This is a genomic window from Butyrivibrio sp. VCB2001, assembly GCF_000423965.1.
Taxonomy (GTDB): domain Bacteria; phylum Bacillota; class Clostridia; order Lachnospirales; family Lachnospiraceae; genus Butyrivibrio.
This window is the reverse complement of the sequence record NZ_AUIZ01000011.1, coordinates 122,091-135,654: the sequence shown is the minus strand read 5'-3', so window position 1 is coordinate 135,654 and position 13,564 is coordinate 122,091. Positions and strand designations below refer to the sequence as shown.

At 43.6% G+C, this 13,564-nt stretch carries 12 protein-coding genes and 1 tRNA gene; all 13 read left to right on the top strand.

Features of this window, described 5'->3' with window-relative positions:
• Positions 1-568 precede the first annotated feature (568 nt).
• The 13 genes from G589_RS0111055 (at position 569) to G589_RS0110995 (ending at position 13,458) form a co-directional block, all read left to right on the top strand.
• The gene (locus G589_RS0111055) at positions 569-3,328 is read left to right on the top strand and encodes a hypothetical protein (protein WP_155832529.1); all 2,760 of its coding nucleotides are present in this window, start codon (positions 569-571) and stop codon (positions 3,326-3,328) included.
• A gap of 174 nt (positions 3,329-3,502) precedes the next feature.
• Positions 3,503-3,574: transfer RNA gene (locus tag G589_RS0111050), tRNA-Glu, on the top strand.
• A gap of 199 nt (positions 3,575-3,773) precedes the next feature.
• Positions 3,774-4,190, top strand: a complete 417-nt coding sequence (locus G589_RS0111045; protein ID WP_026522189.1) for a PaaI family thioesterase — start codon at positions 3,774-3,776, stop codon at positions 4,188-4,190.
• 30 nt (positions 4,191-4,220) lie between these two features.
• Positions 4,221-4,832, top strand: a complete 612-nt coding sequence (locus G589_RS0111040; RefSeq protein WP_026522188.1) for a hypothetical protein — start codon at positions 4,221-4,223, stop codon at positions 4,830-4,832.
• A 151-nt stretch (positions 4,833-4,983) separates the two neighbouring features.
• A complete protein-coding gene (gene rimP / locus G589_RS0111035) occupies positions 4,984-5,448 on the top strand; it encodes a ribosome maturation factor RimP (RefSeq protein ID WP_026512448.1) in 465 nt (154 codons plus the stop codon).
• Positions 5,449-5,471: 23 nt separating this feature from the next.
• Complete coding sequence (gene nusA / locus G589_RS0111030) at positions 5,472-6,632, top strand: transcription termination factor NusA (RefSeq protein WP_026522187.1); 1,161 nt, start codon at positions 5,472-5,474, stop codon at positions 6,630-6,632.
• Positions 6,633-6,655: 23 nt separating this feature from the next.
• Positions 6,656-6,913 (top strand): RNase P modulator RnpM, encoded by a 258-nt coding sequence (gene rnpM, locus G589_RS0111025; RefSeq protein ID WP_026522186.1) that lies wholly within the window; start codon positions 6,656-6,658, stop codon positions 6,911-6,913.
• Between the two features lie 2 nt (positions 6,914-6,915).
• A complete protein-coding gene (locus G589_RS0111020; RefSeq protein WP_026522185.1) occupies positions 6,916-7,254 on the top strand; it encodes a L7Ae/L30e/S12e/Gadd45 family ribosomal protein in 339 nt (112 codons plus the stop codon).
• Positions 7,241-10,111 carry a translation initiation factor IF-2 gene (gene infB / locus G589_RS0111015; RefSeq protein ID WP_081669011.1) on the top strand — a complete coding sequence of 957 codons (2,871 nt, stop codon included), beginning with the start codon at positions 7,241-7,243 and terminating at the stop codon, positions 10,109-10,111. Before G589_RS0111020 ends, infB begins: the two co-directional genes overlap by 14 nt.
• A gap of 24 nt (positions 10,112-10,135) precedes the next feature.
• On the top strand, positions 10,136-10,558 hold the full coding sequence (gene rbfA / locus G589_RS0111010) for a 30S ribosome-binding factor RbfA (protein WP_026522183.1): 423 nt from the start codon (positions 10,136-10,138) through the stop codon (positions 10,556-10,558).
• Positions 10,555-11,508, top strand: coding sequence for a DHH family phosphoesterase (locus G589_RS0111005; protein ID WP_026522182.1), 954 nt, complete (start codon positions 10,555-10,557; stop codon positions 11,506-11,508). Before rbfA ends, G589_RS0111005 begins: the two co-directional genes overlap by 4 nt.
• 66 nt (positions 11,509-11,574) lie before the next feature.
• Positions 11,575-12,534: a tRNA pseudouridine(55) synthase TruB gene (gene truB, locus G589_RS0111000; RefSeq protein ID WP_026522181.1), complete on the top strand. Its 960-nt coding sequence runs from the start codon at positions 11,575-11,577 to the stop codon at positions 12,532-12,534.
• A gap of 15 nt (positions 12,535-12,549) precedes the next feature.
• On the top strand, positions 12,550-13,458 hold the full coding sequence (locus tag G589_RS0110995; protein WP_026522180.1) for a bifunctional riboflavin kinase/FAD synthetase: 909 nt from the start codon (positions 12,550-12,552) through the stop codon (positions 13,456-13,458).
• The last annotated feature ends 106 nt before the right edge of the window (positions 13,459-13,564 follow it).

Genomic DNA, 13,564 nt, shown 5'->3' with positions numbered 1-13,564 from the left:
AGTTTTTCAATTGGTATTTTTCTGCTCCTAACAAAATCCTTTCCCGGAGAAACACAGAACTGATCGATGGACTTGCAAACGCTGTGTATCTCCTTTAGTAAAATATCTCTAACTTGTTTTGATTTCACGTGCACCTCCTTGAATTTAGACTTTTGCCTCTAATTTCAAGGGCCGCTTTCGCTACCTCTAAAAATAAATCTGTAGCGAAAGCGGCCGCACTTTTATGCTTACATGTCAACTGTTTTTAGAAAAAAAGACCCCTACATCATTTTCAGATGTAGAGATCTTTATAGTGTCATCTTAACTTAATGACATTGGGCCTGATGGTCAGACCCATTTTTTGTGTGTTTTAAGGATCAAATTTGAATAAAAATGAAATTTCTATAAAAAAATTTTGTTCGGAAAACCGCATATTTACTGGATGAATCACAAATCATCATAGAAATTACAAAAATAAAATATATTATGATGGGTATTATGATGGGTGATATTGTAGAATTCATTTTGTGAGTTATAAACCAGGAAAAAATGTGTTTGATTATTTATGAAAAGGAAGGTTTACAAGATTATGAAGAACAAGAACATTATCAAGGCTCTGGCAATCGGTATCAGCGCAAGCATGGCTCTTCAGCCTGTAACAGTACTGGCTGAGGGTGAGGCTGTTACACCTGAAACAGGAGATCTCGGGGGAGAGGGATCACATGTTGAAGAAGTTGCGCAGAACCCGGTAGAAAAAAGTTTTAATGAGACTGAAGAAGTTATCCAGCAGGCTGATGATGCTGTAGAAGAGGCTGAGAGAGATACAGGCGTTGAATTTGACAACAGCCACAGCCTGATCGCTGTTATCACAGGCGAAGTAACATCAGCTGACGAGCTCATAGATGAAGCTGAGAGCGATGTTGAAACTGCTGAGGATCTTGCTGTTGCAAGAGATAAAGCAATTGCCGATATGGAAGAGGCAATCGAGGGAGAAGGCCAGTTCAATGACAACATTGGTGATGCTAAGCAGGATTTCAAGGATGCTAAGGAAGCAGCAAATGAAGCACAGCAGCTCGCTGAGCAGGTAACTGAGGATTCTACACAGGCAGAGGCACAGCAGCTTGTAACAGAGGCAGAAGCAAAGTATTCAGAGGCTACAGAGGCTCTTGTAAAGGCTGAGAGTGAGTACCAGGCTGCTCTTGATGCATACGATGTAGCATTTGCTAAGTATATGGAAGCTTCAGCTGAAGGCATTCTTACATATGCTGAGCTTGAGAAAGCAGAGTTTGAGCTTGCAGCAGCTAAGCAGCTTGTTGTTAATAAGAAGAAGGAAGTTGAAGGTCATGAGGCTAACGCAAAGGCTGCTTATGAGAATATGCTCAAAGAAGATTATTCTCTGATCCAGGCATCTGCTGATAAGCTTGCTAAGGGCGAGACAACAAAGGAGGCACATGCAGAGCTTCTTATCAATTCATACATCAAGCGTAACGGTGGAAAGCTTGTTGCTGAGAATGCATTTTCAACAACTGATAAAGGATATGTTGGAGAGAATGGTGAGGCCAAGACAAACACTTATAAGACTGTAACTTACATAGATGCTGAAGGAAATACTGTAACAGATATTTTTGATGTTACCGTTGGTGAGGATGGAAACGTTGCAGTAAATAAGATCACAGTTGAAGTAGTGACTGATACTGATAATGTGATCAATCCTGAGGTTCAGGAAGTAAAGGCCGGATATATAAAGGCTGACGGAACAAAGGTTGAGGAATCTGAGGACAACAAGTACGAGTATAAGACAGTAAATGAGAAAGAGTATGCTGTATATACCGGCGAAGCAAAAGAGGATAAGACTAATCCTGCCCAGATTTCTGAGGATTACACAGAAGTATCTTCTGAAACAAAGTGGGTAGACGATACATATAAGAGTGTTGTTGGATACAAGCAGAAAACTGAGACGGAGAACCTTGGTAAGGCATCAAGCTTAGATGATGTTAAGAGGATGATTGCCGAAAGTGGAAAGAATGTAAAGTCAGTAAGAGTAGGCCGTTTCATACAGACAGATTATGACATCAATAATCCTTCATTTTTAGCTAGATTTATTAATGAAGTTGATAAGTTACTTAGAGTTAGAAACAACTTCGATGTTACTGTTTCCTACGAGACAGATGATACTACTAAGCCAATCTATGAGGATGTAAATGGTATTGCAGAGGTAGTTGAGACAACTTATACAAAGACAACTACTGAGGATAAGTCATATACATATAGTAATTTCTGGACTGCATTGGATGCTAGAGCAACAAAGAGTGCAGCAGAAGCAAATGCTCCGGAGGGTGCTACAGTTGGTGATGCATATTGGGTAAAGACTAGTCGTTTTACTGGTTATTATGCATGTAACGTCACATGGATTGAAAAGAATACTTCTACCATCACTGTAGAGACCAGCAGAAAAGTATACGCAGCAGACGCTGTTTCAAAGAAAGTTGATGCTGTAGCACATCAGAATGCAGAATACGGTACAAAGCTTCAGGTTACAACAGGTGATTCTCTCGTAGAGAACGATCTTAGTACTCAACTTGCTGATCAGGCAGCAAAGCTTGCTGACCAGGATCTTGCAGTAAAGCAGGCTGAGGCAGCTACACAGTCATACTATGACGCTGTTAAGGCTGTAGAGACAGCTCGTGCAAAGGTAGAGAAACTTAAGAAGCAGAATAAGCCTTCAGTTACTCTTGCAGCAGCTCAGGCTGAGCTCAGAGCAGCTATGAAAAAGCTCGGTGCAACATACATTGCTAAAAACAAGGCTGAGCGTGCAGCTTATAAGGCAGAGGCAGCTCTTGCTGAAGCTAATGAAGAGCTTGAAGCAATCATTGCAAAGAACAGAAACAACAACCCTTCAAACAATGATCAGCCTTCAGGCGGCGATGATACAACAGGTGGAGATAATACATCAAACGACACAACTCCTGTAATCAACACAGTAGTATCTAACACAACAGTAGATAACGCAGAAGTACTTGGTGCTAACAGATCACCTGCAAGAAGAGCAGCTAGAGCTAACAGCACAAAGACAGCAACAGAGAGCACAGAGGTTACTAACGATTCTTCAAACGCAGCAGTAGCTAATGATACAAACAGCACAGCAACTGAGAAAGAGACAACAACAGTTGAGACTACAGCTACAATCGCTGATGAAGATACAGCTAAGGCAGCTACACCTATCGAGACAAAGAAGGGATTCCCTTACTGGGTACTCATCATCCTTGCAGCAATTTCAGGTGTATCAGTTGAGGAGTATGTAAGAAGAAAGAACGTTAAGGCTAAAGCAGATGGTTCTAAGAAGAACTAATTGATAAGCTAATAATCAAACACTTTCTATACAGAAAGAGGCGAATCCATTGTGGTTTGCCTCTTTTTTTGCCCTCCCGGAAAAATAAAATAAAAAAATTTAAAAAAGTGCTTGCATTTTATTTTGATTTGTAATAATATAAACAAGTCGCCGCAATACGGACGACTTAAAAATGCCTCGTTGGTCAAGCGGTTAAGACGCTGCCCTCTCACGGCAGAATCAGCGGTTCGATTCCGCTACGAGGTACTGACTGTTTATAACAGCCCAACCCGAGAAGCTAGAATACATTAGTATTCTGGCTTATTTTTTTGCCCGAGATGTTTATAATAAGGTGCTACAAATTTCGGAGCAATTGTTGTATCCTAGCAGTAAATACATTTCATGAAACGGACTATACAAAATGAGAAAAGCACGTACAGAAAAAGAAAACTTAATAAGAGAGAAAATGATTGCTGAACTGTACTCCAACAAGTACAATCAGTTCATTGGCTTTGAAATACTTGAGCTTAGCTCAACCTACAGCAAGGCCAGAGTTAAGTGCGATGAGAGGCTTCACAACACTTACGGAAGTATTCACGGCGGAGCACTGCTTTCCTTTGTTGATGCTATGGCGGGAGCGACAGGAAGCATGAGCGGATATTATGTCACAACCGTATCTGCTAATCTGAATTTTCTTTTACCTGCTGTGAACACAGAGTATATCTACTGTGAGTGCATGAAGCTAAAGACAGGTCGGCACATCCTGGTATTTGATATAAGAGTTACCGATGATGACGGAAATCTGCTTGATAGTGGAGAGTTCTCATTTTATGCAAGTAAAGTTTCTGTTCTTGAGGGGAATTTGAAATTCGGGGATAAGTGATTGTAAGAAAAGGAAAAAGAGGAGAGAGTTATGAAAAGAGTGAACAAGTTATTGATTATGGCCATGACCGGCGCAGCTGCCCTTAGTCTTGTTGCATGTGCAAACGGTGATGTGGCAAAAGAGGAAGAAAAAGACCTTTATCAGGCCTTTCTTGATGGAGAAGTGTCTGCAACTCGCATCACTGAAGAAGGTGGTGAGTACACCTTCAAGTACTCAGACCTTCCGCATGATCCAGAGGACTGGGAGTGCTACACAGTAAGTGATGAGAGAGTTGACCTTGATAATGACGGCGAAGAAGAGCTGATCATAAACGGCCCTTACGGCGGTATGTATATCGATGTCAGAGACGACAAGGTATATGTCCTTGCAGAGGGCGAGGGAACAACCGGCGAACTTAGCTACACAAACTATCAGGATGCAGTATATATAGTTCATCGCGATACATCCCACGGCGGAAGGCAGATGTACTGGCTTGATAAATACAACGGTAAGGGCGAAGCCGAAGACTCTTTTACCCTGTCTGCTGAGTACTGGGATAATGAGAATGACCAATATGATGAGAACAGCACCTTTACCTTCCGGGATAAGGCAATCACAATGCAGGAATACGAGGATCTGGTAAAAGAGATCATGGGTAAATAGTAGGGAAAACTAGAAAACCCTTGACGAAATCGCATAAACATGGTATTGTCTACATGTAAATTGTAAGTGGGCTCGAAAAAAGCCCACTTTCTTTATGTCAATTTAACGGTAACCCTGTTATTTGACGGTCTCAATTAAGAGAGGAAATTACATAATGAAGAAAAGCGAAATTGAAGCAAAGACTGAAGCAATCTTACAGCCTATCTGCGAGAAGTTCGGTGTCAGGATCTATGATGTCGAGTACGTCAAGGAAGCCGGAGAATGGTACCTTAGAGCCTACATCGACAAGGATGGCGGTGTTAACATCAATGACTGCGTTGATGTAAATCATGCGCTCTCTGATGCGCTTGATGCGGATGACTTTATTGAGGAAGCCTACACCCTGGAGGTCTCAAGCCCCGGACTTGGAAGGCAGCTCAAGAAGGACAGGCATTTTGCAAACAGTATTGGTCAGGACGTTGAGCTTAAGCTCTTTAAGCCCAGGGATGGAGTTAAGGAGTTTGCCGGTACACTAAAGGCGTTTGATGACACCACAGTTACCGTAACTATAAATGATGAAGATGAAACTTTTATAAGAAAAGAGATATCAGTTATTAAGCTTGCTCTGGATTTTTAATCCGGACGGAAATGGAGATTACGATGAGTAAAGAATTAATGGATGCCCTTGAGCTACTTGAGAAAGAGAAGAACATCAGCAAGGATTCACTTTTTGATGCGATTGAGAACTCTCTTATCACAGCATGCAAGAACAACTTTGGTAAGGCTGAGAACATCAGAGTAGAAGTTGACAGAGAGAGCTGCGATTTCAAGTGCTACGCTGACAAGGAAGTTGTTGAGACAGCAGATGATGTAATGGATCCTAACCTTGAGATTTCACTTGATGATGCCAAGAAGATTTCAAAGAAGGCAAAGGTTGGAGATATCGTTCCTGTATCTCTTAATTCCAAGGAGTTTGGACGTATCGCTACACAGAACGCCAAGAACGTTATCCTTCAGAAGATTCGTGAGGAAGAGCGTGGCGCTATCTATAATGAGTATTTCGAGAAGGAGCATGACATCGTAACAGGTGTTGTTCAGAGATTCATCGGCAAGAATATCTCTATCAACCTTGGAAGAGCAGATGCGATCCTCAATGAGAATGAGCAGGTTAAGACTGAGGTTTACAGACCTACACAGCGTCTTAGAGTATATGTTCTTGAAGTTAAGAACGGTTCAAAGGGACCAAGAATTCTTGTATCCCGTACACACCCTGATCTTGTAAAGAGACTTTTCGAGCAGGAAGTTGCTGAGATCCAGGACGGTACAGTTGAGATCAAGTCAATCGCAAGAGAGGCAGGAAGCCGTACCAAGATCGCTGTTTATTCCAAGGATCCTAACGTTGATGCTGTAGGAGCATGCGTAGGCGTTAACGGAAGCAGAGTTAACCTTATTGTTGATGAGCTCGGCGGCGAGAAGATCGATGTTATCAACTGGGATGAGAACCCCGGTAACCTCATTCAGAACGCTCTTTCACCTGCTAAGATCGTAGCAGTATTTGCAGATCCTGAAGAGAAGAGCGCTAAGGTTGTTGTTCCTGATTACCAGCTTTCACTTGCCATTGGTAAGGAAGGTCAGAACGCAAGACTTGCAGCAAGACTTACAGGCTACAAGATCGATATCAAGGATGAGACACACGCTAAGGATGCTCCCGGATTCCGTATGGAAGACTACCTCGATGATGAGGATGAGTACGATGAGGAGTATGAGGGCGAGTACGAGGAAGAGTACGAAGAGGTACCTGAAGAGGGCACTGAAGAGTAACTTAAACTCTGGTTGGAGAATACATGCAAAAGAAAATTCCCATGAGAAAATGTGTTGGCTGTGGTGAGATGAAGGAAAAGAAGGAGCTGATCAGGGTCCTTAAGACTCCTGAAGATGAGATACTTCTTGATACCACCGGCAGGGCCAATGGCAGAGGAGCATATATATGCAACAATGCCGATTGCCTTAAAAAGGCAGTTAAGAACAAAGGCCTTGAGAGATCACTTAAGTCACATATACCAGCAGAAGTGCTTGAGCGAATGGAAAAGGAGCTTGGCTAAAGTTGGATTTAAATAAGGTTTATTCTTTGCTTGGTCTTTGTATGAGAGCAGGCAAGGTTAAAAGCGGAGAAACAGCCGTGATGGATGCGATCCGCAAAAGAAAGGCTTGTTTGGTCATTGTTGCAGAAGATGCTTCAGATAATACAACCAAACAGTTCAGTGATAAATGTAAGTATTATAACGTCCCGATAGTTTTCTTTGGAGACATGGAAAAGCTGGGACATGCAATTGGTAAGGATGTTCGAACTAGTCTGGCAATAACGGACAAAGGTCTGTCTGAGTCACTTCGGAAGAACTTACTCGAAGAAACAAGTGGAGGAAATGCGAATGGCAAAAATTAAAATATCCGAACTTGCGGGAGAGCTTGGATGCGAGGCAAAAGAGCTGATAGCTTTTTTGCAGGAAAAAGGAATAGAAGCAAAACGCTCTAACAGTTCAATTGAAGAGACAGATGCTGACGTTGCCAGAAAGAAATTTGGTAAGGGACAGGGAAAGAGCGCTACAGAGGAAGCACCTAAGAAGGCTGCAGAGGCTCCAAAGGCTGTAGAAGCTCCAAAGGCAGAAGAACCTAAGAAAGAACCTGTAAAAGAGGCAGCTCCTGCACCAAAGGCAGGAGAGCAGGTACCTGTCAAGAAAAAGAAGAAGATCATTGTTGTCACCAACAACAATAATTCCCAGAGAGGCGGACAGGGCCAGCAGGGCGGAAACGGAAACAGAGACTTCGGAAACAGAAACCGTGACAACAGAAATCAGGGTGGTAACGGACAGGGCCAGAGAAGACCTACATTTGCTCAGGCTCAGAACACATATCGTCCTATCAAGCCTTTAACAGCTCCTTCACAGATGGAGAGCTACAACCAGCCTATCAATAAGTCTGTAACTCCAAAGCCTGCACCAAAGAAGGAAGCAGCGCCTGTTCAGGAAGCAGCTCCTGCACCTGTTAAGAATACAGCACCTGTTCAGCAGAGTGCACCTGTTCAGCAGGCACCGACAAGACCTGCGCAGCAGCAGGCTCCTGCAAGACCTGCAGCACCTGCTCAGAATAGAGACAACAGGGATAACAGAGATAGCAGAGACAATAGAGACAACAGAGATAACAGAAATCCTCAGAGGGGCGACAGACCTGCCTTCCAGGGAGGAAGAAACGATAGAAACGACAGAAACGACCGCGGTCAGTCAAACGGCGGTGGTAAGTTTGGTGGCGGCAAAGATAACAGATTCGCCGGCAAGAATGATAACAAGGGTGGTCAGAGAGGCGGCTTTGATGGCGCAGCTGACAGACCTGAGGGCGGACATGACTCAAGACGCCGTCAGAACCAGGAGAAGGATAAGAGAAACAAAAAAGACTTTGCTCTTGAGCAGGAAGAGATGATGCCAAGAAGCAAGAGAGTCGGCAGATTCATCAAGCCTGAAGTTAAGAAGGTGGAGGAACCTGAGGAGCAGATCAAGGTTATCACAATCCCTGAGAAGGTTTCCATCAAGGAACTGGCTGAGAAGATGAAGATGCAGCCTTCAGTTATCATCAAGAAGCTCTTTATGGCAGGCCAGATTTCAACTGTTAATACTGAGCTTAGCTATGAGGATGCTGAGAATATCGCAGCTGATTACGATATCCTCTGCGAGAAGGAAGTTCCTGTAGATGTTATCGAAGAGCTTCTAAAGGAAGAAGACGATGCACCTGAGACACTTAAGAAGAGACCTCCTGTAGTCTGCGTAATGGGTCACGTTGACCACGGTAAAACATCACTTCTTGATGCTATCCGTAAGACATCCGTTACAGACAGAGAGGCAGGCGGAATCACACAGAGAATCGGTGCTTATACAGTATCTGTAAATGACCAGAAGATCACATTCCTTGATACTCCCGGTCACGAAGCATTCACAGCTATGCGTATGCGTGGTGCTAATTCTACAGATATCGCAGTACTTGTAGTTGCTGCCGATGACGGTGTAATGCCTCAGACAGTTGAGGCTATCAATCATGCTAAGGCTGCAGAGGTTGAAATCATCGTTGCGATCAACAAGATTGATAAGCCAAATGCCAACATCGACCGCGTTAAGCAGGAGATGACAGAGTATGGCCTTGTTTCAACAGATTGGGGCGGAACAACTGAGTTCGTACCTGTTTCAGCCAAGTCCGGTGAAGGTATTGAGGACCTCCTTGAGACCATCATCCTCACAGCTGATATCCTTGAGCTCAAGGCTAACCCTGACAGAGAGGCAAGAGGACTTGTCCTTGAGGCAAGACTTGATAAGGGCCGTGGTCCTGTAGCTAACGTTCTTGTTCAGAAGGGAACACTTCATGTGGGAGATTTCATCTCTGCAGGAGCAAGCTCAGGTAAGGTTAGAGCCATGGTTGACGATAAGGGCAACAAGCTTAAAGAGGCTCGTCCTTCACAGCCTGTTGAGATCCTTGGCCTTTCTGATGTTCCAAATGCCGGTGAGGTATTCCTTGGACATGAGACAGACAAAGAGGCTAAGCAGTACGCAAATACATACCTTCAGCAGCACAAGAAAGACCTTATTGAAGAGACAAAGGCTAAGATGTCACTTGATGATCTTTACTCCAAGATTGAGGAAGGAAGACTTCAGGAACTCAACATCATCATCAAAGCCGATGTACAGGGTAGCGTAGAGGCCCTTAAACAGAGTCTTCTTAAGCTTTCCAATGAGGAAGTTGTTGTTAAGGTTATTCACGGTGGCGTTGGTGCCATCAATGAGTCTGATGTAACCCTTGCTGCAGCATCAAATGCAATCATTATCGGATTTGATGTTCGTCCTGATGCAACAGCTAAGAGCATGGCTGAGCATGAAGGCGTTGAGATCAAGCTTTACAAGGTTATCTATCAGGCAATAGAAGAGATCGAGTATGCTATGAAGGGCATGCTTGCACCTATCTATGAAGAGAGAGTTACAGGACATGCTGAGGTTCGTCAGATCTTCAAGGCATCCAAGGTTGGTAACATCGCCGGTGCATTCGTCAAGGATGGTGTCATCAAGAAGGATTGCAAGGTTCGTATCTACAGAGATGACGATATGATCTTCGAAGGAGATCTCGGATCCCTTAAGAGATTCAAGGACGACGTTAAGGAAGTTAAGGAAGGCTTCGAGTGCGGTCTTGTATTTGACGGCTTTGACCAGATCCATGAAGGAGACAGGGTAGAAGCTTATGAGATGGTAGAGGTACCACGTCAGTGATGCCCTTCCACAGAGGAATAAGAAATGCGTAAAAACAGTAATAAAAACAGAAGAATTAACGGTGAAGTCCAGAAGGTTATTTCAGAGGCGATCCGTTACAGCAAGGACCCAAGGATCAGCCCCTTTACATCTGTCATGGATGTAGAGGTTGCTCCTGACCTTAAGACCTGTAAGGTTTGGGTAACCGTAATGGGTAATGAAGAGGACAGAGCAAGAACCCAGGAGGGACTTAAGTCCGCCTCCGGTTACATTCGCTCTACTCTTGCAAAAGAGCTTAACATGAGATATACACCTGAGCTCAGATTTATCATGGACGACTCCATTGAGTATGCGATTAACATGTCCAAGAAGATCGATGAAATAACAGCTAAGGATAACGAGGCAAGACTTGCCCGTGGAGAGAGTCTGGACGAAGATTTACCGGAAGAAGATCAGGAGGAAGAATGAAGATTGACCAGCTTGTCCAAAGCGCAAAAACAATCGGAATAAGTGGCCACATCAGACCTGATGGTGATTGTATCGGATCATGCATGGGACTGTATCTTTATATCAAAAAGAACTATCCCAAGATTCGATGCGATGTCTTCCTTGAGACAATTCCACCGGAATACAGATTTATCAAAGATATTGAAGATGTAAGAAGTGATTTTCAGACAGATATAGAAAGCTATGATATATTCTTTGTTCTGGATTGTTCCAAGGACAGGATTGGAGATGCAGAGGAGTATTTTGATGCTGCAGCAAAGACAGTAAATATTGACCATCATGTGAGCAACAAAGGCAGTGGCGATGAGAATTACATTGTGCCTACCGCAAGTTCAGTGTGTGAGCTTATTTACGATGTTATTGATCCGGACAAAATAGATGTAGAAATTGCCAAGTCCATTTACATGGGAATGGTAACAGATACGGGCGTTTTCAAGTACAACAACACATCGCCTAAGACCATGAAGACTGCAGCAGAGCTGATTTCCTACGGCTTTGATTTTGGTAGCCTGATTGATCATGTCTTTTACGAAAAGACCTATATCCAGAATCAGATTCTTGGAAGAGCCCTTCTTGAGAGCATTATGCTGATGGATGGAAGATGTATAGTATCGGTTGTCTCCAAGCAGACAATGGAATTCTACGGCGTTTCAAGCAATGATCTGGATGGTATTGTAAATCAGCTGCTCCTCACAATCGGAGTTGACTGCGCGATATTTATGTATGAGCTTGCACCACTTGAGTACAAGGTAAGCCTTCGCAGTAACGGAGCAGTAAATGTGGCTGAAGTAGCCGAGATGTTCAGCGGCGGCGGACACGTCAGGGCTGCAGGCTGTACTGTCAGCGGAACAAGCCACGACGTTATCAACAACATTACTAAATACATTCACAAACAGCTCTACGGAGCTTGATTGAGACTTATGGATCACAAGGCATATCGTGAGAGATGTCTTGTGATTTTTGTAAGCGGGTAAAAGATGCAGAACAGATACAATGGACTTATAAATATATACAAGGAGCAGGGCTTTACTTCAAATGATGTAGTGGCTAAGCTCCGCGGAATCCTTAAGCAGAAAAAGATCGGTCACACCGGTACTCTTGATCCTGATGCAGTAGGAGTTTTGGTTGTGTGCCTGGGAACGGGAACCAAGCTGGTTGAGATGCTCACAGACCATGACAAAGAGTATATTGCCGTGTGCAGACTTGGCGTTACCACTGATACTCAGGATATGTCAGGACAGATCCTTGAGACCAATGAAGTAAATGTCACAAGGGAAGAACTTCACGAGGCAGTAAGGGCTTTTGTTGGTGATTACGACCAGATTCCACCTATGTTTTCCGCAATCAAGCAAAATGGGAAAAAGCTCTATGAGCTTGCAAGGGAAGGCATCGAAGTCGAGAGGAAAGCCCGTAAGATTCACATCGATGCCATAACTATTTTAGATGATTCACTACTTGCATCAGACCACATCTTTACCATGGAGATCAAATGCTCCAAGGGAACCTATATCAGAACCCTTTGCCATGACATCGGACAGAGACTGGGATGTGGCGCTGCTATGCAGCATCTTACAAGAACCCGTGTAGGCGCATTTTCGCTGGACAATGCAGTTACTCTTTCGCAGGTGGAGCAGCTTAGGGATGCTGGAACTTTAGACGATATTATAGAATCGCCTGAGTATATTTTCAGGGACCTTGATAAAATCCATGTAAAAGACACTGCAAGAAAGCTCCTGGAAAACGGAAACAGCTTCAGAAAGGACAACGTCCTCAATGAAGATCCCACCGGTGTTAATGACACTGAATACGAAAAAGAGATGTTTAAGGACGGTAACTCTTTCAGGGTATATTCTGAGGACGATACTTTCTTTGGCATCTACACATACAATGAAAGAACAAGACTCTTTAACGTGGACAAGTTCTTTTACGAAGCATAATCGAAAGATCAAAAGATGGAAATAATTACAGGAACAACCAAGTTTCATATAGATGAGAAAAGCGCCGTAGCTATCGGTAAATTCGACGGAATACACGTGGGTCACAAAAAGCTCCTCAAATACATTTTGGAGCAGAAAAAAGACGGCTTAAAGAGCGTAGTCTTTACCTTTGATCCATCGCCGGAAGAATTCTTTACCGGGCACAAGGTGCGCCAGCTCTATACCAAACAGGAAAAGAGAAGAGAGTTTAAAAAGCTGGGGATCGATGTGCTTATTGAGTTTCCTCTTACGGAAACTACAGCAGCCACAGATCCGGAAGACTTTGTAAGAAGGATCCTTGTCGGTCAGCTCTCTGCAGATTACATTGCAGCCGGAACCGATGTGACCTTCGGAGCCGGAGGAAGAGGAGATCAGTACCTTTTAAAGAGCCTTGCAGGAGAACTTCTTTACGAGCTTGAACTTATCGACAAGGTAAGACTTGACGGTGCAGAGGTCAGCTCCACGAGGATCAGGAATGAAGTAGCCGACGGCAACATGGCCATGGCAGAAAGACTCCTTGGCAGTTACTACAGTGTCTGCGGAATTGTAGAGCATGGAAGACATATCGGTCATACAATAGGGATTCCCACAGTCAACATCATCCCGCCCGAAGATAAGCTGCTTCCTCCTTACGGAGTATATTCCAGCAGAGTTCACCTTGGAGGAAAGGTGTACGACGGAATGACCAACATAGGCAGAAAGCCAACTATTTCCGAACAGGAAAAGGTTGGAGTTGAGACCTATATCTACGATTTTGACGGTGATGCTTATGGTGAGTTTATTGAAGTTGAGCTCATCAGATTCGTAAGACCAGAGATGAAGTTTGACAGTCTTGATATGCTTAAGGCTCAGATACAGAGCGATCTGGAAAACGCAAGAGAATAAACTGCTCGGGAAAGATAATACTTTACACAAATGACTTTGTGTGATAGTATAAATTGGTTGCAGCTTCATTTCCTGCAACAGTAACAGAAACGACCTTTACTAACGG